The following is a 21,835-nucleotide window of genomic DNA, read 5'->3' on the forward strand; positions in this document are numbered from 1 at the left end:
GCGCCCGGGGCACGCGTTCTTTGATATACGTGAACGGCAGAATGTCATAGAGATAAAATATTAGGCTCTTCGCGAAAAAATTGTCTTTTTGCTATGGCCGTGGTGTCTTTAGTCTAGTGCCCTCGACGGGGAGATTGGACAAAGTAACCATATTTACCCACCCGGTGGGTAAATATGGTTATTGTATGTGGAATGCGCGGCAGACAATTTGCAGAATAAAATTTGTGTATATAGCGGCTATTATATCATCAAACATGATTCCAAAAGCTCCGGAGAACTTCTCTATTGCTTTGGCGGGGGGCGGTTTTAAAATATCAAATGTCCTGAAAAGGATAAACCCAAAGACCATTATCCATATGTTATAAGGCACTAAAAACAGTGACAACATCATGCCGCATGCCTCATCTATTACTATCATCTGCGCGTCTTTTCTTTTGTACACCCTTTCCGCTTCGGTTGAGAAGATTATACCGAGCATAAACAGGAATAAAATAGAAAAAGCATATATGGGGAATTTATCTTTGACTACAAAATAGATGAGTAGCCCGGCAAGGCTGCCCATTGTACCGGGCATAAACGGCGAGTGTCCAAGGTAAAAGAAACTCGTGGTGATTTTAACTACTCTTCGCATTAAAATACACCCCCTTATTCTTTATAAGATACGACATTCCGCTTATCAATGTCAAGAACGTTGTGATAAGCATCAATATGAATATCGCGTCTTTGTAAACCATTTCCGTGGAATCGCTCCAGAATCCGAAAACCTTTATCCCCGCTTCCCTGAATATGATGAATAAAAGAATGGCTATTATTGAAAATACCTGCGATACCATCTTCTGCTTACCGCCATCTTCGGCTGCCAGTACCTTGCCTTGCGTGAGCGCGGTTATACGCAGCCCGGTAACTACCGCCTCCCTGAATATTATTATAACGATCATCCACGCCGGGACAAGTTCCATCTCTACGAAAGCCAGGAACGCGGCCAGCACCAGTATCTTGTCGGCTATGGGATCCATCAGCTTGCCGAAGCTTGTTACCATATTGTTCTTCTTGGCTATATATCCATCGAGAAAATCCGTAAGCGAGGCCGTTAAAAATGTTATCAGCGCGAGTGTCTTCGCCCACACGCCGTGCAAAAATAGAAATAGCATAAATACGCCGACCAACGCAATCCTTAATATGGTCAGCTTATTAGGCAAGTTCATGTTACCTGCCCCACCAGATCGTATTCCAAAGTATCGACTATCTTCACTTCGTAAAAATTCCCTATCATTAAACCTTTTCCGCTTACATATACGCCGCCATCAACTTCAGGCGCGTCATATTCCGTCCTGCCGAAATATCTACCGCCTTCAAGCTCTTCGTCTATTAAAACTTTTAACCTCTTACCAATAAATGACCTATTGACCTCCGCGGAGACATCCTGCTGGGCCTTCATTATCCGGTCGAACCTCTCTTTTTTAACCTCTTCGGGGACCTGCCCTTTAAATTTCGCGGCGGGAGAGAGATCTTCCCTCGAATATATAAACGCCCCTAATTTTTCAAAGCGCGTCGCTTTCAAAAATTCCAACAGCTCCATAAAATCTTTTTCCGTCTCGCCCGGAAATCCCACTATTACCGACGTCCTCAAAGCTATGCCCGGTATATTCTTCCTGATATTTTCTATCAGCCCCACAACTTCCTTTTTTGTCACGCGCCTGTTCATCTTTTTTAATATCTTATCGCTTATATGTTGAATGGGCAGATCTAAATATTTACATATTTTTGGCTCGTCGCGCACTGTTTGTATAAATTCATCCGTATAATGCGCCGGATGCGTATACAATATACGCATCCATTCGACGCTATTTTTCAAAGCGGCCATATCTTTCAAAAGCCGCGGGAATTTACTCTTACCATACATGTCCGCCCCGAAAAGCGTCGTATCTTGCCCTATTATATCTATCTCTTTCAATCTTCCCGGCGCGGATATATCTTTTACCTCTTTTATCACTGACTCTATTGTTCTGCTCCTAAAACGCCCGCGTAGGCGCGATATTATACAGTAGCTGCACAGGTTATCGCACCCTTCGGATATTTTGACATACGCAAAGTGGCGGGGCGTCAGGGTAAAACGCGGAGATTTTTCATCGTAAAGATAATCGGGGGTTTTGGAAATTATCGATCGGGCCCTTCCGGCGACCATCGATCTTACTATGCTTCCTATCTTGGCAAAGTCGCTCGTTCCCACCAGCGAATCTACCTCCGGCAGGCTCTTCAGCAATTTTTTCCCGTGGGCCTGCGGCAGACACCCTGCGACGACAAGATATTTTATCTTGCCTTCTTTCTTAAGCTGCGCCGCTTCCAGAATAGTGTCTATGGACTCTTCCCGCGCGCTCTTCACAAAAGAGCAGGTATTGATTATGAATACATCGACGCCGGAGCCGACCTCATCCGATAAATAAAAGCCCTCTTTTTTCAAAGAGCCGAGTATTATCTCAGAATCAACCAGGTTTCGCGGACATCCAAGGCTTACGATACCTACTTTTATCATCAATCAGTTATTTTAATTTCACGCCTTTTCGCGTAATAATAAGGCCGGATATGTTTTTCTTTGTGGGCAGCGCTATCTGCCGGCCGTTTAGGATAAGTTCCAACGCCTGGACTTTCCCTATATCAAGCTCGATGGAATTGTTGGCTGTTATGGTCTCGACAAGGCCTTTTGACATAACTCTCGAAAATATCAGGATACCGTCTTTTGTAAGCTTAACGAGCACGGGCTCCCTTACTTTTATCACCAGGCTTAGCGGGGTCGATTTCGGAATAATATCCTTTGATTCCGAATCTGTTTTGGGGGCAGGTTTTTTCTTCTGTACGGATTTTACCGGTTTTTGTATTTTTTTCTTGGATGCCACAACCTCGGCAACCTGTTTCTGCTGCCGCGTTAATTTCGCTTTGTTAAAAGCCGTTATCACCTTACCGCCGATAATGATCGCGAGAAGAAGCGCTGCTATGCTAAGTATGGCTATCCCCGTAAAATAAAGGGCCTTGGGGCCTATCTTCGTCTCCGCCGGTAAAGGACTTTCATGGGCAGGCGCGCCTAAAGATACCGGTTCGGCGCGCGGCGGAAAATATTCTTTGAGTATTTCATTTGTCGGTAAGTTAAGTACCTGGGTATATTTTTTCAGGAAGCTTCTTACATATGTGTCGGTAAGTATTTCACTGGCCCTGCCCTCTTCGAGCGCTATCAGGACCGTGGAGTGTATCTTGGTCTGTTTTTGCACCTGCTCTATGGTAAGAGGCTTCTTCTCCCTCGCCTCTTTGAGCCTTCTGCCTATAGATACAGCTGCCGGCCGCGGTTCCCTTTTATTATTCTCCACTTTTAGCTCTATATTCTTCCAAGCTTACAAGAATATCCCTGGGCTTGGAGCCCTGGAACTGTCCGACTATGCCTTCGGCCTCCATAGTATCTATAATCCTCGCGGCCCTGGCATATCCTAAGCCCAGCCTGCGCTGCAGCATCGAGACCGACGCCTGACGGGTCTCGAGTATCATCTTCACCGCCTCTTCGTAAAGCTCGTCCTTTTCAAACTTTTTGAACGTGGGTTTTTTGTGCACATCGAGTATCGCCTCAATATAATCGGGCTGCCTCTGCGATTTTATATAGTCGGTTATGCGCTCGATCTCTTTATCGGATATCAGCGAACACTGCGCCCTGGTCGGCCTTGAAGCTCCGGGTTCTACAAAAAGCATATCACCGCGGCCTAAAAGCTTATCGGCTCCGTTTATATCGAGGACTGTTCTCGAGTCAACCTTGGACGCCACTTTAAATGATATTCTCGCGGGGAAGTTTGCCTTTATGACGCCCGTTATAACATCTACCGACGGACGCTGCGTCGCAAGGACTATGTGGATGCCGACCGCTCTTGATAATTGTGCCAATCTTGTTATAGCGCTCTCTACTTCCTGCTGCGCGATCATCATAAGATCGGCAAGTTCATCTATTATGACTACTATATAGGGAAGTTTTGCGGCACCACCCTGTCCGAATTTTTCATTATAAAGAGCTATATTCCTGACAGCGGATTTCGCGAATAACTCATATCTTGAATCCATCTCGTTCACCACCCAGTCGAGAGTGCTGGCAACTTTTTTATGTTCGGTAACGACCGGCGATAATAGGTGCGGGAGATCGTTAAATACCGCAAGTTCCACCCTCTTAGGATCTATCATTATGAACTTTAGCTCATCAGGCGAGGAATTAAATAGAAGCGATATTATAAGGCTGTTTATGCACACAGTCTTGCCCGAACCTGTCGCGCCCGCTATCAAAAGATGCGGCATCGACGCCAGATCGGCTATTACAGGCGCGCCGGCGATGTCTTTGCCCAGCGCGAGCTTGAGCTTCGACTTGGAATCTCTATATTCTTTTGAATCAAGCACCTCTTTTAAATAAACGAGAGCGCTTGCTGAATTCGGAACTTCTACGCCTATGGTGCCTTTTCCCGGTATCGGAGCCACTATCCTCACACTTTGCGCTTTCATCGCGAGCGCTATATTGTCATTTAACGAGGTGATCCTATGTATCTTAACGCCCGGCGCCGGCTCAAGTTCGTACCTGGTAATTACCGGGCCCTGATTAAAGGCTACTACCTTCGCTTCAATGTCAAAATCCGCAAGCGTCTCTTCAAGTATCTTAGAATTAGCATCAAAATCATCTTTTATCTTCCTCTCTTCGATAGGGGGCGGGGAGTCCAATAGATCCAATCCCGGCACATTAAATGGCTTGGGTTCGACAAGCGTGCTATTTTTATCTTTTTCGGCTACAGGCTCTTTCTTTGTTGCTACCGGATCAGCCCGTGTAACACTGACCGGAACATTTACTCCGGGGATGGTCCTTATGTCTCTCTTTTCTCTGATAGGATCCTGTGATTTAATGACTCTCGTTGTCTGCGCAGCCTGCGGCTGAACTCTTACGGGAGCCCTATCCTTTATATTAAGCGCGAGGTCTTTCGATCTTTTGAAAAGCGCCAAGAGAAACGGTATTAACAAAAATTCTGTGGCAAGCAACACTGATAATAAAAATAGTACTATTATGACTAAGATAGACCCTACAAATCCCAGGTACTTTAAAAGAAAATCCGAGAATCCCAGGCCAACGATCCCTCCCAGCCTGAAACGCATGCTGTTCTCCGCGCCGCCGCATATGGAGAATAGCGCGCTCGACGCTAATATAAGGAAGAATGTCCCGAATATTTTAAAATATAGTTTCTGCGGCATGATCCCGGAAAATCTCGCGATCGCCCAACTGATAATAAGTATAGGTATGACATAGGCGCTCAACCCCATTATGAAGAACATGACCGCGCCCAGATAAGCTCCGAATAGCCCCGCGAAATTTTTAATCGGGTGGTTTACTTTTGAGGTAAATAATGATACGTCCGAAAAATCGAATGTCACAAAGCTTATGAATACCAGCAATGCTATAGCAAAGAGTATTATCGCCTGTATCTCATTCCATCTATTTTTATCTATCATAGCCGGTTCCTAATATAAGGTTATCATATATTAATAAAATTGCCATACCCTATTTTCCGGTATGACCGAACCCGCCGTGAGAACGCGCAGTATCATCGAGCTCTTTGGTTACTTCTATCTCGGCCTTTACGACTTCTTTTATCACCATCTGCGCTATCCTGTCACCGCGGCGTATTGTAAAAGGTTCTTTTCCGTGATTTATAACTATGATATTTACAAGACCACGATAATCCGAATCTATCGTACCCGGCGTATTCACAAGGCTTATGCCATGCTTGAGCGCAAGCCCGCTGCGAGGCCTGACCTGTGCCTCATACCCCTCGGGCATACTAATATAAATGCCAGCCGATATAAGCTTTATATCGCCTGGCATCAGAATAACATCACCGGTAACATCGGCTACCAGATCCATCCCGCTCGATCCGCTCGTCGCATATCGCGGAATAGGAAGATCTTCGCAGCCTTCCTTCTTCTTAAGAAGAATTTTTATAGTGTTCAAATTTACGAAGTAAAACTCTTATTTTTTGCGGCGAGAGTCGTCTTCTTTTTTGTCTTTATCGGCTTCCGGCTTATAGTCTGGACCTGCCTGCTTCTTGGATAAATTCAGCCTGCCCTGGTCATCTATTTCCATCAGCTTTACATCGAACTCATCGCCTAACTTCACTACATCTTCAACGCTCTTAACGAATTTATTAGCAAGTTCGGATACGTGGACTAACCCTTCTTTCCCCGGAAGAATCTCTACAAACGCCCCGAAATTCATGACCCTCTTTACTTTACCTTTATAAATCCTTCCAACTTCGGGCTCTTCCGTTATGCCTTTGATTATCGCGACAGCCATCTCTATAGATTTAGGATCTGTGCCCGCAACCTGGACTGTCCCGTCATCCTCTATATCCACGGTGGCACCTGTATCCTGGATTATCTTCTTTATTACTTTACCACCCGGCCCTATTACAGCGCCTATCTTCTCCTGGTTTATCTTCAAAACCACTATCCTGGGCGCGAACGCCGAGACATCGCCTTTGGGCTGGCCTATCACCTGCATCATCTTATCCAATATCGACAAGCGCGCTTTTCTGGCTACTTCCAGGGCCTCTTTTATAACTTCAAAGCTTATACCCTGCACCTTAAGGTCCATCTGAACAGCGGTAACACCATTTTTGGTTCCGGCAGCCTTAAAGTCCATATCGCCATAATGATCTTCTACGCCGCCTATATCTGTAAGTATTATCGTATTTTTACCTTCTTTAACGAGCCCTATCGCTATCCCGCTCACAGGGTTCGATATAGGCACACCGGCATCCATAAGAGATAATGTGCTCGCGCATACCGTTGCCATACTCGATGAGCCATTCGACTCCAGTATATCGGAGACAATGCGCACGGTGTAGGGGAACTTCTCCTTGCTCGGCATTACAGCCTTTAATGCTCTTTCAGCCAACGCGCCATGGCCTATTTCGCGTCTTCCGGGGCCTCTCATGGGCCGGACTTCTCCTACGGAAAACGGCGGGAAATTATAATGAAGCATAAAACTCTTCTGCGTCTCGCCCTCAAGCGCGTCTATTGTCTGTTCATCGGCGCTGGTTCCCAACGTGGTCACTGAAAGGCTCTGCGTCTGGCCGCGCGTAAATAATCCCGAACCGTGAGTCCGCGGCAGTACGCCTACTTCGCAAGTTATCTGGCGTATCTCGTCGAATTTCCTTCCGTCAACACGCATCTTCTTCTCTATTATGAATTTTCGAACCTCTTCTTCTTCCGCCTCATACAACGCGAACTTAACGTCTTTTTCAGAGTAGCCGGAATCTTCTGTGGCAAATTTTTCAACCAGGTCCTTACCAAGTTTGTCCATGGCCTCTTCGCGTTGTTCTTTTGTATTGAGCCTGTTTATCTCATCGAGCCTGGAAACCGAGGCCTCTCTTACCTTTTTAAGCAACTCTTCATCGGTTCTGTGAAAAAGTATCTCTCTTTTGGGTTTTCCGCACTTTTTAGCCATCTCTTCCTGTAGATCTATAAGAACCTGCATTTGGCTGTGGCCGAATTTTATCGCTTCCAAAATGGTCTCTTCCGGTAATTCACTGCTGCCGGACTCTACCATCAACACGCTCGTCCTGTTGCCCGCGACCACCAGGTCAATATCGCTTACCGTAAGGTCTTTAAAAGTAGGGTTGATAACAAATTTCCCGTCTACCCTGCCTACCCTGACCGCTGCTATAGGGCCGGCGAATGGTATATCGGATATGGTAAGAGCCGCGGACGCGCCCAGCATGGCCAGAACATCGGAGTCATTCTCACTGTCGCTGGATATAACCCACGCTACTATCTGCATATCATTGATAAAACCTTTTGCGAACAACGGCCTGATGGGCCTGTCTATCAAACGCGCTGTAAGTATCTCTTTTTCCGAAGGACGGCCTTCACGCTTGAAGAATCCGCCGGGTATTTTGCCGGCTGCGTAGGTCTTTTCCTGATATTCACAAGTCAGGGGGAAAAAATCGAGCCCCTCTCTCACTTCTTTTGAACATACTGCGGCGACCAACACAACGGTTCCGCCAAGCTGCACGGTCACTGCGCCGTCCGCCTGTTTCGCCATCCTGCCGGTTTCGATAATTATACTCTGGCTACCTAAACTCTTTTCGAATTTTTGCATTCTATATCATCCTTTGCGTTTTTATGTGGGAGGTCTTCATAGGTAAAACGGTATAAAGAGAACCTCTAGAAAAACTACTTTCTCAGATCCAGCTTCTTTATTATATCCTGATAGTCCTTAGGGCTTTTTCTCTTTAAGTATTCAAGAAGCCTGCGACGGACACTAACCATGCGCAGAAGCCCCTGTCTCGAATGATGATCCTTCTTGTGCGCTTTAAAATGGCCGGAAAGCGAGTTTATACGCTCTGTAAGAAGAGCGATTTGGACGTTAGGCGAACCGGTATCTTTTTCGTGAACCTTGTAACCGCCTATCAGCTCCTGTTTCTTAATCTTTGCTAAAGTCATTTTCTACCTTTCTTATTAGTTTTGACATAGTATCACAATTATTATCCTTTGTAAAGTAATTTTTCTGCTTTAGACGCGTCTTTCTTTATCTGCTCAATCAAACTATCTATTGTGTTAAATTTCTTTTCATCCCTTATCTTCCGGATAAATATCACTTCGAGATCCTTGCCATATATCTTCCCATGAAAATCAAATATATGCACCTCTATAGAGGTCTCTTTGTCATGGCCATGGTTATAGAAAGTGGGCCGGACACCGATATTCACTACCCCTTTATACTCTTTTTCTTTATGCACCACCTTAACCGCATATACACCGCTTGGAGGGATCGCTTCATGATGCGGGTTCAGATTTGCAGTAGGATACCCAAGTGTGCGGGCTAATTTCGTCCCGCTGACCACTGTTCCAAGTATCGAGAATGGCCTGCCAAGAAGCGACGAGGCCTTATCGATCTCGCCTTCTATTATAAGGCGTCTTATTATGGTGGAGCTCACCACATGAGAATTTTTCTTCACAGGGCGGACAATCTCTGTTTTGACAGAATATTTTGAAGCTATCTCGGCTAACATCCTTATCCCTGCCAGCGCCCCCTTGCCAAAGCAAAAGTCCTCACCCACTATTATTTCTCTGGCGTTCAGCTCTCCTATCAAAATATCCTCAATAAATCTCTGCGCGGGAAGATTGGCCATCCTATTACTGAATTTCATTACGATAACTTCGTCTATACCGAGCCTTTTAATCAGCTCCACTCTATGCTTTAACGATATGAGGCTCGGCACAAAATGGCTCGGGTTCAAAACTTTCATCGGGTGGGGATCGAATGTAACGACTATGCTCTTTAGCCCCGATGCTTTGGCCCGGGCAACAACCTGTTTTATAACAGCCTTATGTCCAATATGGACTCCGTCGAATACGCCGACCGTTACCACAGAATTCTTTATCTTCATAATGCCTTTAATCTGCTCCCCAGAGCCTGCGCGTCAATACCTTTAAGCTCTTCGATCGAGATTGCGTCATCCATATTAATGCCGCCCGAGCCCGTGCGGTGTAATTTCGACATATACGCGCCGCATCCCAATACGGCCCCTATATCCATACACAGCTGTCTTATGTAGGTTCCCTTGGAACAATTTACTTTGAAGGATATTTCCGGCAGATTTATCCGGGTTATCTTCAACGAATGGATGACTATTTTTTTTGGCTCCAGTTTTATCTCTATACCCTTCCTTGCCAACTCGTATAATTTTTTTCCTTTGAACTTTTTTGCCGAATATGAAGGCACTGCCTGCTCTATCGGGCCTAAGAACTTATTAAAAGCGCCTTCTATATCTTCAACCGCGGCATTATTAAAGGCGGCGGACGGAATAATCTTGCCCCACGCGTCACCTGTGTCCGACGTCGCGCCAAGCGTCATCGTCGCGTCATATTCTTTATCGCCGTTGAGAAATCTATTTGAATGCTTGGTGTAATTGCCTATCAAAATTATCAGCAGCCCCGTAGCCATAGGGTCGAGTGTCCCGGCGTGGCCGACTTTTTTTATACTGAATCTCTTGCGGATAAAATCAACTACGTCATGACTTGTAAGGCCTTGAGGCTTATCGACTATTAATATTCCATCCATGCTAATGTCTCATCGCTTTCTCGACTTGGGCCAGCACTTTCTTTTTAGCCTCTTCGAGACTGCCCATAACGATGCAGCCGGACGCCTTTGTGTGCCCGCCGCCGCCGAATGCGGAAGCTATCTTGTTAACATCGATGGTCTCGCCATTGCCTTTGGAGCGGAAGCTTATATTTATTTTGCTCCTGTCTTTCAGGTCTTCCTTGAAAAGCACCGCTACCTTTACCTTATCGATAGATCTGGCGTAATTTATCAAGCCTTCCGATTTGGCCAAGTCCGCGCCGCTTTTATCGAGCATCTCTTTTGTGACTTCCATATAGGCTACTGTGCCGTCTTTATTGACTCTAAGAGTGCCCAGCGCAAGCGCAAGCAATCTCATGTCTTCCATAGACCTGCGCTCATAAACACTTTCTGAAACGAGCGCGGGATCGAGCCCGTACCCTAAAAGCTCTCCGGCTATCTCATGCGTCGCGCTCGATGTATTGTCGTAGTTAAAAGAACCCGTATCGGTCAATATAGCTATATAAAGCGAAATCGCTACCTCTTTTGTAAGTTTAACACCGGCTTCCCTGTACAATCTGAATACCATCTCGCCCGCAGAGCTCGCAAGTGGGTCCACCCAATTAATATCTCCGAATTTTTCGTTAGATATATGGTGATCCACATTTATTATAAGCTTCGCCTTTTCTTTAATCAGGTCGCCGACCTTACCCGTCCTTTTGAGTGTTGGACAATCGAGCACCACCGCAACGTCAAAATCTTTGACTGCGCCGATGTCATTGGAAACTTCTTGGGCCTTCGGTAAAAATCTGTAGTGTTCAGGAACGACATCGTTATCCAGGATATACGCGGATTTGCCCATTCCGATAAGAAGTTCTTTCATAGCAAGCTGGCTGCCCAAAGCATCGCCCTCGAGATTCACGTGAGCCGTTATAAGGAATTTATTATTCTTCTTTATCGCTTCTATCACTTCCTTCATTGCGATTGCCTTTCTTCTCTTTTTTAATTCTGTCTAACAGGTCATATATCTCTTTTGTATGCTCCAAAGATTCATCTATCCTGAATGATATGTCAGGCACTAATCTTAATTTTACCCTATCAGCTATCTGCCCCCTGATGAATCCTTTCGCGCTATTAAGCCCTTTTAACGCAAGCTCTTTGTGTTTTTTCTCTCCGAACACACTGAAATATACTTTGGCGTATCTTAAGTCATCTGTAACCTCAACCTTTGTTATCGTAATAAAACCTATCCTGGGATCCTTTATCTGGTCTATAACGATTTTACTTATCTCCTGGCGCAGGGCCTCCTGCACTCTTTCCGGTCTTTGTTTTGACATCTTATTTACAATCTCCTCTTTACCAGTTTTTTGGCATATTCCAATTCTTCATCTTTCGACTTCAATGCCCCGTCCAGCTTCCTATACAGTATCTTCTCTATTATTTTGGCAAAATGCGGCCCGGCCTTTACTCCCAGTTCTTTTATGTCGTCCCCTCGCACCGATGGGCGCATGCCATTATACTTATGAAAAAATTCCATTATCCGGCCCCTGCCTATATCCGAGTCCGAAGCTGCCATAAGAAGCAATGTTACCTCATGCGACAATGGTTCTAACAGATGATAAATTTTACTCGGAAGAATTTTGCGTTTTGAGTTAAGCGTCTTGAGGATCTTCCGGCCGTCTTTCCTATAGGACATTATTCTCATGCGTTCTCCGCGCTTAAACTCAAACTTATTGCAAAAATATAGCGTGCCATCATAACTAACATCATCGAATAACGCCATAAGATATACCAGCCATTTCTCTATCGATCTTTTTCTGGGGCTATTATCCTGATACCACTGACAGGCTTTATCTATTGAGCGCATAAATTCATGAAGCCTCTTATTGAGCTTCAAATACGGATGTATTATCTTAAGCGCCTTGAAAGAGTCCATCCTCCTAATAGCATCGAAAGGCGCTTTTTCTTTTAAGACCAGCATTATTTCATCGCGCAGTCTTGGCTCCTCGACTCTCTTATATATCTCTTTTTCTATAGACTTGTGTATAAGATTTGCTGTGTGCGTATCTATCGTAAACTTAAGCCTTTGTTCGAGCCTTATCGCGCGCAATATTCTTGTCGGATCATCTATGAAGGACTTGTCATGCAGCGCCTTTATGGATTTGCGCGAAATATCCCCGGTGCCGTCGAAAAAATCTATCAGCTGGCCGAATTCATGGTCATTCAGGCTTATCGCCATCGCGTTTACGGTAAAATCACGCCTTATAAGATCGTCCCTTAAAGAACTGAATTCGACTGTCGGCAATGCCGCGGGCAGAGCATAAGTCTCTTTTCTCGCGGTCGCAAAATCTATCTTAACATACTCCGGAGTCGTAACGGTACAGGTACCAAATCTTTTATGAGAAACTATTATTCCGTGAAGGTCATGCGCCAATTTTTCGCCGAAAGCTATAGCGTCGCCCTCTACCACTATATCTATATCGAGATTTTCGACGCATAACAATAGGTCCCTGACTGTGCCGCCGATAAGATACACCCTGTGCCCCATAGACTTGCTCAAAGCGCCTATCCTTCTTAATAACATCATAGTCGCCTCGCTAAAACACACCTGCATCTTCTCTGTCATATTTTTCATATGGCTTCCTTTTTTTAAGGCCTCGGATGGAACTGTTTATGTATAGACTTCAACCTTTCCTTATTTATATGGGTATAGATCTGCGTCGTCGCTATATCGGAGTGGCCCAGCATCTCCTGGACGACCCTTAGGTCAGCGCCGCGCTCGAGTAAATGCGTAGCGAAGCTATGCCTTAAGGTATGAGGCGCTATCTCTTTCTTTATTTTCGCCTTCTTCGCGTATTTTTTCATCATCTTCCAGAATGACTGCCTTGACACTCTCTTGCCGAGCCTGCTTAAAAATAGATGATTATCGGTTTTGTCCTTTAGAAGAGACGGTCTGACCTTTTCAAGGTAACGTGAAATAGAATTCTTGGCCTGCGAGCCTATGGGCACCATCCTCTCCTTATCGCCCTTGCCTCTGCACTTTATAAACCCCATCTCAAGGTTAATAGTGCTTGTGGGAAGGTCGACCATTTCGGAGACTCTCATACCTGTCGCGTACATAAGTTCAAGCGCAGCCTTATCCCTTATGCCCATCCAGTCTCTGAGATCAGGCGCGGCCAATAGTCTCTCCACCTCCGATATATTCAACACGTTGGGAAGCGGCCGTATCAATTTTGGCGACTCGAGCACTCCCGCTACATTGTCTTTTATAAAATGTTCCTGCGCTAAAAATTTATAAAACATCTTTATCGCGACTAAAGCTCGCGATACGGAATTTCCTGACAGCCCCTTATCTTTCAAATGCAGCAGATAATTTGTTATATTATCCCTCTTTATATTTTCAATGCTGTTAAGCCCTTTAGAGTCAAAATAACCCGAAAAGGAAGCAAGGTCGGTCCTGTAAGAAGCTATGGTATTCTTACTTAAGCCTCTCTCAACCGATAAATAGTTAATGAACTCGCTTAATAGTTCTTTCATATTCAGCTTTCAGCTTTATACAAAAAACGGATTCGTCCTCTTTTCCTCGCCTATAGTTGACTTAGGTCCATGGCCCGGATATACGACAACATCGTCATCCAATACAAATAGCTTCTCTTTTATTGACTTGAGTATTAACTCCTCGCTGCCTTCCGGCAGGTCCGTCCTGCCTATTGCTCCGGCAAATAAAGTATCACCGGTAAATACCACGCCGTCTAATTTTATAGAGATACCTCCCGGAGTGTGACCGGGCGTATGAAGGATCTCAAGTTTAAGATTATCCAGTGAAATTTTTTCACCGTCTTCCAGCAGCTTTGTCGCCTTAGGGGACTTAAAGAAGAAACCGAACATGCCGGATAAATTTTTATTTGGATCGATCAAAAAATCTTTTTCCAGCCTGTGCACATATACCGGAATATCAAAATAGCCATTGCCCAATATATGATCGCCATGGCCGTGAGTATTAATAATGAATTTCGGGCTCAAGCCTCTCTTCTTCAGCGCATCCTTTATGCGATCCGGCTCGCCGCCCGGATCTATCAAAAAAGCGTTATTTGTAACATTGTCCGCCACTATGTAACAGTTGGCGCCCATCGGCCCGACTTCAAGCTTTTGAACCGTAAAATTATACACCTTCGATTTCTTTCGTTTCCGGCAGATCCTCTTCTTCTTCGAAGGACTTCTTCATAAACTTCTGGATCTTGCGATAATAGAATTCGCTTCTTAAAAATCTCTCTTCCCTGTCCACCGTGCTGCGCACATAATCCTTATTGGCATGGCTCAAGTCCGATCTCTTTAATATGTCCCTGACTTCTATGATACGATCTATATGCTTATCCAGCTCGTTGGCCTTGTCCGGGATAAGGCAGTATTGCATATCCTGTATCTGGGATAATGCCTCTTCGGCGCACCTTAAATCTTTTTTATTGTTCTGCCCAAGATCATCCGATAATTCCGACAGCCAGTTTATAGCATAATTATAGTGCTTGCTATACAGCGCTTCCGTGGGCTCTTTAGTGTATTTTTTGTCTTGCCATATACGCGGTTTTTTTGCCACGTCCTTTTTCTTCCTGATAAATTTTTTGCGCCATGCGTCAGTGCATCCGGCAGTATTGATTAAAATGGCAAATATTATAAATATAGAAAGAAACTTACGCATTAAATCACCTCACAAGTTTTTTAAATTCTTCTTCATCTATTATTTTTACGCCCAACGCTCTTGCCTTATCAAGCTTCGAGCCGGCAGCGGTGCCCGCGACAAGAAAATCCGTAGACTTACTGACACTGGAAGACGGATTTCCTCCCAGCTTGCGCACCAGATCTTCCGCCTGGCTGCGGCTAAAATTTTTCAATGTACCCGTAATGACTATGGTCTTGCCTTCGAGCTTCCCTCCCTTTTCTTTTAACACACCGGCTGTCATCTTGAGCCCGGATTCGGCAAGTTTTTTAAGTATCCTAAGATTCTCTTTATTAGCAAAAAAATTGTTTACGGATTCCGCCATCACAGGCCCTATCTCATGCACTCCTACAAGATCGTCCACCGATGAGCTGGATAGCTTTTCGATGGAGCCGAAGCTGTTCGCGAGAAGCCACGCGGCATGTTCCCCCACGTGCCTTATTCCAAGAGCGAATATGAGCCTGTTGAGATTGTTAGACTTGCTCTTTTCTATCGCGCTTATAAGATTTGCCCCGCTCTTATCGGCCATTCTCTCCAGGCCCTTTATATCATCCAATTTAAGGCCGTATATATCACCATAATCCCTGACCAGCGACTTATCAACGAGCTGGTTTACAATGGCTTCGCCCATCCCATCGATATCCATAGCATTTCTTGAGGCAAAATGAAGGATCCTTTCCTTCATCTGGGCCGGACAACCTGCGTTTTCACATCGTAAGGCCACTTCGTCCTCTACGCGGTGGAGCTTAGAGCCGCATGCCGGACAGGAAATAGGCAGATTAAGTGATCTTTCTTTGCCCGTCCTCTTCTCTTTGGCAACGCTAAGCACCTTAGGTATTATCTCCCCTGATTTTTCAACATAAACTTTGTCGCCTATCTTCACATCGAGTCTTTCTATCTCATCAAAATTATGCAAAGTAGCCCTCGATACCGTAGTCCCCGACAAATGCACAGGTTTTAATATAGCCACAGGCGTTATGGCTCCTGTCCTGCCCACCTGGATTATTATATCATTCACCATAGTAAGAGCTTTTTCAGCCGGAAATTTATACGCGATCTCCCATCTCGGGCTCTTTGAGGTGACGCCAAGTGAATCTCTTTGACCGCGGTCGTTTATCTTGACCACCATACCGTCAATATTAAAATCGAGCCCTTCCCTCTTTTTCTCCCATAAGTTGCAGTACTCGATCACTTCTTCTATATTTTTACATAGTTTAAAGTGCGGATTAACCCTGAAACCGGCGTCCTTAAGATAACTAAATACTTCTTCGTGCGTCTTAAGATTTACTCCTTCACAATAACCTATCCCCCAGATATATACATTTAAATAGCGTTTGGCGACTATGTTGGGGTCGAGCAATTTTAATGAACCGGCCGCGGCATTTCTGGGGTTCGCGAATAGCTCTTCGCCGCGGGCTTCTTTTTCCCTATTTATCCGTTCCAAATCTTTTTTTGTCATATAGACTTCACCGCGCACCTCAATAACTTTTGGGACCTTTTTCACATTTTTGGCAAATGAAAGAGGGATAGACCGTATCGTCTTTAAATTATTTGAAACATCGTCACCCTCAACGCCGTCGCCTCTGGTCGCGCCCCTGGCCCAGACGCCGTTCTCATATACCAATGATATGCTGACACCGTCAAATTTCAGCTCCGCGACATATTCATACTTCTCACCTTTGAGATTTTTTTTGATACGCTCGTCGAATTGGCGGAGTTCTTGCGCAGAATAGGTATTATCCATGCTCAGCATAGGCACAATATGCTTTACTACAGGGAAGGACCCTGTGGCCTTGCCTCCGACACGCTGGGTCGGGGAATCAGCGGTAATAAGTTCGGGATTGGCGTCTTCTAAGTCTTTAAGCTCTCTATAGAGCCTGTCATATTCGATATCGGAGATCTCGGGATGGCTCTGAACATAATAAAGGTTGTCGTGGCGCTTTATTACATCTTTAAGTTTCGCTATACGATTTTTTATGTCTAATAGCCGGCTCATCTGCCCTCGGACAATCTGTAAGCAAGATTTGGCGGCATGCCCGCCTTTAATATCTTATCCTGCGCTTTCTTTATATCGTATTCGACTCTTTTGATTTCAACTGTCGACTCCTCATCATCATAGACAGCAAATGATGCCCTTGGATCCCCATCGCGTGGCTGGCCTATGCTGCCTGCGTTTATAATATATTTGCGTTCGGAATCTATCTTTATATCCATCCTCTCTATGCATTCAACCTTAGTATGATCAGACGCGAATATAGCCGGCACGTGAGAATGGCCGACAAAACACAATGGACTCTTCAACTGGCTAAGCGCGACATAAGCATCCTCGGTATCAATTATGTAGTAAAATTCTTCCGGCATATTGAGCGTACCATGGACCAGCGTCATTTTCTCATCTTCATAAACAAGAGGAAGAGATTTAAAATATTCTATTTCGTCGCTGCTAACGGATTTTTTTGTCCATAATATAGCGGCCTGGGCAAATTCATTAAAATATGATAATTCCGTCTTGCCTAATACGCCCCATTCGTGGTTACCGGCTACGGAAACTATAGGACTTAGGCTCTTTAGCAGCTTTACACACTCTTTAGGGTTCGCGCCGTAACCTACCACATCGCCTACGAATAGATAACTGTCAATTCTCTCTTCGGATAAAGCGTTTAATACGGACTCAAACGCCTCGAGGTTGCCGTGTACATCTGAAATTATCGCGTAGCGCATGATTTTAAAACCTTATATCGAAATAATCGAACTCTTTAGTGGCGTTACCCCACTCTATATCCTTATCGCTGATATATGCGCTGAATATTTTATCTATCTTCTGTAAAAATTCGCTCAACGACGCCTCGCTGCCCTCACACACTATCTCTACCCGTCCATCCCTAATGTTCTTGACCCATCCGGTGAGATTCAATGAAGTGGCGGTGCGTTCGGCCATATAGCGGAAACCAACGCCCTGAACAGAACCCGAATAATATGCGTGAATACGCTTATTCATATAAAGTGAAGAATGGTCGGGGCGGACGGATTTGAACCGTCGACCTCTTGGTCCCGAACCAAGCGCGCTAGCCAGCTGCGCTACGCCCCGACTGACCAAGTTAACATAATATTGTAACACAAGAGGATTTTGTGGGCAAATATTTTATGGGGATCTAAACACACACCGGGGGTGTAATTTTACAACCCCCGGAGTGGAAAGGCTCGCTGGTTAGAAGTTACTGCTTTCGAGGAAATATTCCGGATCTCGCAGGATCGCCTTGTAGTCCTTTGGAAGAGGCAGCATGAAAGTTACCGCCTCGTATGCCCCCACGCATGCCCTGCCGATGGCCCATCCTAAGCCCCTAAGAACGCCGACGGTGCCCGCCGCAAATGGGCCGTCTGAATTATTCGTTCTTGAAATCTGCTCAGGCACTTCCAACGGAAAGGTAATCATATTCGCTAAACCTCTCCCTAATTTTGTCGTTGGGGTGTCGCAAAATGCGGGCGCTGCCATGTTTATGACTAATAATGATACCAGCGCAACAAATAATACTCTCTTCACCATCACTAACCTCCTTGTATGAGTAGAATATATCATGAAACTCACGCTTTTTCAAATTTATTATTGTTAGCCACGTATTTACCGATAATATCAAATTCTATATTGATCTCATCGCCTATTCTTTTGGCGCCTAACGTCGTTATCTTTAATGTATGCGGAATAATATAGACGGTGACGCTATTTTTCAGCACTTTGCCTATGGTCAAACTTATCCCATCAAGCGCTATCGACCCCTTATCCACAACCAGATAGCTATATTCTTCCGGGAATGTTACATCTATAGATACTTCGCCTGACGCGCGCCTTACATCTTTTACTCTGCCCACACAATCTATGTGGCCCGTAACAAAATGTCCGCCGATAGAGCCGCCGGCTTTAAGAGCGTCTTCCAGATTCACAAGGTCCTGCGGCTTAAGCTTCCCCAAAGTTGTCTTTCGCATAGTTTCGGCCATGACGTCGAACTTGATAATATTCTTATCTTTTTCGGTAAGAGTAAGGCATGCTCCGTTGACCGAAACGCTGTCGCCTATTATAAGGCCGGAAGCGATATCCTTTGCCTCAATGGATAGTTTATAAATATTGCCCAACCCCGATATACCGCGAAGAGAGCCTAATTCTTTTATTATACCTGTAAACATTATTTCTCGGCCTCGATCAAGATATCTTTTTCAAAACGTTTTATCTTTGTTATTTTAAAATTTTGCGCTTCCTTAATTTTTGCCGCGCCTTCCCCCTCAACGGCTGTTATGGCCTGCCTGCCGCCGATGATCTTGCCGGACACAAATATAAGCATCTTGTCAACCAAACCCTTTTCTATAAGGCCGGATATAAGCTCTCCGCCGCCTTCTACAAGAATATGCATAATACCTTTTTTAGCCAGTGCTTTAAGTAATCTTTCCAGGTCCGCGCGTTTATTGTATCCTAATATTGATGATGCGAGTATTACCGGAGACCTGCGCGAGGTGGAAAATATGTCGGCGCTTGCGGGAATCTTTGAACGGCCGTCCACGATAATCCTTGCGGGCTGCCTGCCCTTAGACGTCCTGCTTAAAAGAATAGGGTTATCTTTTATTACCGTATTAGCGCCCACCATCACGGCATCCGCGTTTGCGCGCAATTTCTGCACATAATCTCTTGAATCTTCCGATGATATCCACTTTGAGTCTCCGCTCTTAGTAGCTATCTTCCCGTCAAGGCTCTGCGCCACTTTAACTACCACATACGGCAACTTCTTTGTTATAAACTTTATATATGGCTTATTTATATATTCCGCTTCTTCGCGAAGAACACCGCACGATATACCGATTCCGTATTTTTTTAACTTCTTAATGCCCTTCCCATTGTTAAGAGGGTTTGGGTCCTTCATTCCTATAACAACTTTTTTTATACCGCTTTCTATTATTGCCTCGGTGCATGGGCCCGTTCTGCCGAAATGATCACACGGCTCTAAAGTCACATATAAAGTCGAGCCCTTAGCTTTTGTCCCGGCCTGTCTTAGCGCATTGATCTCGGCATGCGGCAAACCGCACTTTTTGTGATAACCCTTGCCTATAATTCTACTATTTTTGACTATCACAGCACCCACAATTGGATTAGGGCTCGTTCTACCTTCGGCCTTTTTAGCTAATTTTATCGCGAGGCGTATATATTTCTCATGAATATTCATATTGTAATTTGTGACTTAACCTGCGTTTTCTTGCTTTATTTTAGTTGCTTCAGCTTTAAGCTTTTCCACTAACTCATATGGTACCCTTATCGTCCCCATAAGGATCCTGCCCTTCCCAAGGCCGTGGCAATCGGAACCTCCCGTCATTACCAGTCCAAGCCTTCTGGACATCTCTTCATACCGCTTTGAAACATTAGGTTTATGGTCGGTATGATAAACCTCTATGCCTTTCAGGCCATATCCGACAAACTCTTCTATATACTCATCATGCCCCATAAGATCTGGATGAGCGATAACGGGCACTCCTCCGGCTTTAAGTATTATCTGTATCGCCTCTTCGGGCGAAAATTTCGTATACGGCACATAACAAGGCTTTAAAAATCCTATATATTTCTCGAACACGTCCCTCATGCTCTTTACTCTGCCTGAATTGAGCATGGCTTGAGCTATATGCAGCCGTCCGACAGAAGCATTGTTGCCGGCAAGTCTGAATACTTCTTGCGCGTCTATCGTTATGTCGCAAGCTTTCAGCTTATCCATGATCTTATATACCCGCTCTACTCTCGACCGTTGTATCTCTTTAAGTTTTTTACAAAACCACTCCGCCTGCCAGTTAATAAAAAGCCCCAGGATATGTATTTCGGCGTCCACCTTTTCAGCGGACATCTCTATACCCGGGATTATCTCGAGGCCGACTTCTGAAGCAAGCTCCATGCATGGCCCTATACCATCAACCGAGTCATGATCACATATGGCGATTGCGGCAAGGCCTTTATCTACCGCGCACTTTACTACTTGCTCCGGTGAAAATGTGGAATCTGAATAAGAGGTGTGAACATGCAGATCGGCATATTTGGTCATTTAGTCTTCTTGCTTTCAGTCTTATTTATCTTATCGAGCACACCGTTAACGAACTTGCCGGAATCATTGCCGCCGAATTTCTTCGCGATATCTATGGCTTCATTTATAGATACTTTGGGCGGAATATCATCCATAAAGAGAAGTTCGTAAGCGGCAAACCTAAGCACATTTCTGTCGATAACAGCCATGCGCTCAAGCTGCCAATTTGTAGCGTGCTTAGAAATAAGAGAGTTTATCTCTTTCATCTTGTCCGCCGTCCCGAGGACAAGCTCATTGGTAAAAGTCTTGACCTGATCTGAAGACTCATCGCTTCCTTCCCAGAATCGCTCTATGCACTCTTTCGGATCGTCCTTCGTAATATCCACGGCATACAGTATCTGCAGCGCGTACTCCCTTGCCTTAGTTCTCTTACGCATCTAGTCTCCTTATAAATTTTACTGAGAAAAATTTTATATCTTTGCCGCCAGGTTCGCCATTTCGATAGCGGAAAGAGCCGCGTCGCGGCCCTTATTACCGTCCTTCGTGCCGGCTCTTTCTATGGCCTGTTCAAGCGTGTCGGCTGTTATTATACCAAATATACATGGTATAGAGCTATCTAACGATATCTTTGCTACACCCTTCGCCGCTTCGCTCGCCACAAACTCAAAATGAGGTGTTGATCCCCTTATTACCGTGCCAAGACATATCACGGCGTCATATTTTTTTGACTTCGCCATCTTCTGCGCGACTACCGGGATCTCGAACGCGCCCGGCACCCATACCGCATCAATCGAGCTCTCCTGCGCGCCATGCCTGGTCAACGTATCGATACAGCCTTCCAATAAGCTCGAAGATATAAATTCGTTGAACCGCGAAATCACTATCCCGAACTTCTTCCCTTTTGCAACTAAATCAGCCTTTATAAAATTTGCCATTTTCCCCTCC

Annotated in this window: 25 protein-coding genes and 1 tRNA gene; all 26 read right to left on the reverse strand. The window is 45.0% G+C overall.

From position 1 onward, the window contains the following. Positions 1–178: 178 nt before the first annotated feature. Entirely contained in the window at positions 179–631 is a 453-nt protein-coding gene (locus tag Q8R38_03860) for a phosphatidylglycerophosphatase A (protein MDP3791163.1), read from the reverse strand. Beyond that, the gene (gene pgsA, locus Q8R38_03865; protein ID MDP3791164.1) at positions 615–1,205 is read right to left on the reverse strand and encodes a CDP-diacylglycerol--glycerol-3-phosphate 3-phosphatidyltransferase; all 591 of its coding nucleotides are present in this window, start codon (positions 1,203–1,205) and stop codon (positions 615–617) included. Before pgsA ends, Q8R38_03860 begins: the two co-directional genes overlap by 17 nt. Further along, positions 1,202–2,533: a 30S ribosomal protein S12 methylthiotransferase RimO gene (rimO, locus tag Q8R38_03870; protein ID MDP3791165.1), complete on the reverse strand. Its 1,332-nt coding sequence runs from the start codon at positions 2,531–2,533 to the stop codon at positions 1,202–1,204. The genes pgsA and rimO overlap by 4 nt, the downstream gene beginning before the upstream one ends. A gap of 7 nt (positions 2,534–2,540) precedes the next feature. After that, entirely contained in the window at positions 2,541–3,359 is an 819-nt protein-coding gene (locus tag Q8R38_03875; GenBank protein MDP3791166.1) for a helix-turn-helix domain-containing protein, read from the reverse strand. After that, positions 3,349–5,517: a DNA translocase FtsK gene (locus Q8R38_03880; protein ID MDP3791167.1), complete on the reverse strand. Its 2,169-nt coding sequence runs from the start codon at positions 5,515–5,517 to the stop codon at positions 3,349–3,351. Before Q8R38_03880 ends, Q8R38_03875 begins: the two co-directional genes overlap by 11 nt. Before the next feature lie 49 nt (positions 5,518–5,566). Continuing rightward, positions 5,567–6,007: a dUTP diphosphatase gene (dut, locus tag Q8R38_03885; protein MDP3791168.1), complete on the reverse strand. Its 441-nt coding sequence runs from the start codon at positions 6,005–6,007 to the stop codon at positions 5,567–5,569. Positions 6,008–6,034: 27 nt separating this feature from the next. After that, positions 6,035–8,167 (reverse strand): polyribonucleotide nucleotidyltransferase, encoded by a 2,133-nt coding sequence (pnp, locus tag Q8R38_03890; protein MDP3791169.1) that lies wholly within the window; start codon positions 8,165–8,167, stop codon positions 6,035–6,037. A 74-nt stretch (positions 8,168–8,241) separates the two neighbouring features. Further along, positions 8,242–8,511 (reverse strand): 30S ribosomal protein S15, encoded by a 270-nt coding sequence (rpsO, locus tag Q8R38_03895; protein ID MDP3791170.1) that lies wholly within the window; start codon positions 8,509–8,511, stop codon positions 8,242–8,244. Positions 8,512–8,552: 41 nt separating this feature from the next. After that, complete coding sequence (locus Q8R38_03900) at positions 8,553–9,458, reverse strand: bifunctional riboflavin kinase/FAD synthetase (GenBank protein MDP3791171.1); 906 nt, start codon at positions 9,456–9,458, stop codon at positions 8,553–8,555. Next, positions 9,455–10,132 carry a tRNA pseudouridine(55) synthase TruB gene (truB, locus tag Q8R38_03905; GenBank protein MDP3791172.1) on the reverse strand — a complete coding sequence of 226 codons (678 nt, stop codon included), beginning with the start codon at positions 10,130–10,132 and terminating at the stop codon, positions 9,455–9,457. The genes Q8R38_03900 and truB overlap by 4 nt, the downstream gene beginning before the upstream one ends. A gap of 1 nt (position 10,133) precedes the next feature. Further along, entirely contained in the window at positions 10,134–11,108 is a 975-nt protein-coding gene (locus tag Q8R38_03910) for a bifunctional oligoribonuclease/PAP phosphatase NrnA (GenBank protein ID MDP3791173.1), read from the reverse strand. Next, the gene (gene rbfA / locus Q8R38_03915) at positions 11,074–11,466 is read right to left on the reverse strand and encodes a 30S ribosome-binding factor RbfA (protein ID MDP3791174.1); all 393 of its coding nucleotides are present in this window, start codon (positions 11,464–11,466) and stop codon (positions 11,074–11,076) included. Before rbfA ends, Q8R38_03910 begins: the two co-directional genes overlap by 35 nt. 5 nt (positions 11,467–11,471) lie before the next feature. Next, positions 11,472–12,764, reverse strand: coding sequence for a hypothetical protein (locus Q8R38_03920; protein ID MDP3791175.1), 1,293 nt, complete (start codon positions 12,762–12,764; stop codon positions 11,472–11,474). Positions 12,765–12,778: 14 nt separating this feature from the next. Continuing rightward, complete coding sequence (gene xerD, locus Q8R38_03925; protein ID MDP3791176.1) at positions 12,779–13,666, reverse strand: site-specific tyrosine recombinase XerD; 888 nt, start codon at positions 13,664–13,666, stop codon at positions 12,779–12,781. Between the two features lie 15 nt (positions 13,667–13,681). Next, a complete protein-coding gene (locus Q8R38_03930) occupies positions 13,682–14,299 on the reverse strand; it encodes an MBL fold metallo-hydrolase (protein ID MDP3791177.1) in 618 nt (205 codons plus the stop codon). Next, entirely contained in the window at positions 14,292–14,825 is a 534-nt protein-coding gene (locus tag Q8R38_03935; protein ID MDP3791178.1) for a hypothetical protein, read from the reverse strand. The genes Q8R38_03930 and Q8R38_03935 overlap by 8 nt, the downstream gene beginning before the upstream one ends. 4 nt (positions 14,826–14,829) lie before the next feature. Then, the gene (gene ligA, locus Q8R38_03940; protein MDP3791179.1) at positions 14,830–16,839 is read right to left on the reverse strand and encodes an NAD-dependent DNA ligase LigA; all 2,010 of its coding nucleotides are present in this window, start codon (positions 16,837–16,839) and stop codon (positions 14,830–14,832) included. Beyond that, on the reverse strand, positions 16,836–17,564 hold the full coding sequence (locus tag Q8R38_03945; protein MDP3791180.1) for a metallophosphoesterase family protein: 729 nt from the start codon (positions 17,562–17,564) through the stop codon (positions 16,836–16,838). The genes ligA and Q8R38_03945 overlap by 4 nt, the downstream gene beginning before the upstream one ends. A 4-nt stretch (positions 17,565–17,568) precedes the next feature. After that, the gene (locus tag Q8R38_03950) at positions 17,569–17,841 is read right to left on the reverse strand and encodes an acylphosphatase (protein MDP3791181.1); all 273 of its coding nucleotides are present in this window, start codon (positions 17,839–17,841) and stop codon (positions 17,569–17,571) included. Between the two features lie 13 nt (positions 17,842–17,854). Next, positions 17,855–17,931 (reverse strand) — tRNA-Pro (locus tag Q8R38_03955). A gap of 120 nt (positions 17,932–18,051) precedes the next feature. Next, complete coding sequence (locus Q8R38_03960) at positions 18,052–18,387, reverse strand: exosortase system-associated protein, TIGR04073 family (protein ID MDP3791182.1); 336 nt, start codon at positions 18,385–18,387, stop codon at positions 18,052–18,054. 38 nt (positions 18,388–18,425) lie between these two features. After that, a complete protein-coding gene (locus Q8R38_03965; protein MDP3791183.1) occupies positions 18,426–19,022 on the reverse strand; it encodes a riboflavin synthase in 597 nt (198 codons plus the stop codon). Further along, the gene (gene ribD / locus Q8R38_03970; protein ID MDP3791184.1) at positions 19,022–20,050 is read right to left on the reverse strand and encodes a bifunctional diaminohydroxyphosphoribosylaminopyrimidine deaminase/5-amino-6-(5-phosphoribosylamino)uracil reductase RibD; all 1,029 of its coding nucleotides are present in this window, start codon (positions 20,048–20,050) and stop codon (positions 19,022–19,024) included. The genes Q8R38_03965 and ribD overlap by 1 nt, the downstream gene beginning before the upstream one ends. 15 nt (positions 20,051–20,065) lie before the next feature. Further along, positions 20,066–20,911, reverse strand: coding sequence for a PHP domain-containing protein (locus Q8R38_03975; protein MDP3791185.1), 846 nt, complete (start codon positions 20,909–20,911; stop codon positions 20,066–20,068). Continuing rightward, complete coding sequence (nusB, locus tag Q8R38_03980; GenBank protein ID MDP3791186.1) at positions 20,908–21,327, reverse strand: transcription antitermination factor NusB; 420 nt, start codon at positions 21,325–21,327, stop codon at positions 20,908–20,910. Before nusB ends, Q8R38_03975 begins: the two co-directional genes overlap by 4 nt. A 33-nt stretch (positions 21,328–21,360) precedes the next feature. Next, positions 21,361–21,825, reverse strand: coding sequence for a 6,7-dimethyl-8-ribityllumazine synthase (gene ribE, locus Q8R38_03985; GenBank protein MDP3791187.1), 465 nt, complete (start codon positions 21,823–21,825; stop codon positions 21,361–21,363). Between the last annotated feature and the right edge of the window lie 10 nt (positions 21,826–21,835).

The sequence above is a fragment of the Candidatus Omnitrophota bacterium genome, from assembly GCA_030695905.1.
In the GTDB taxonomy this organism is placed as follows: Bacteria; Omnitrophota; Gorgyraeia; order 2-01-FULL-45-10; family 2-01-FULL-45-10; genus CAZHPY01.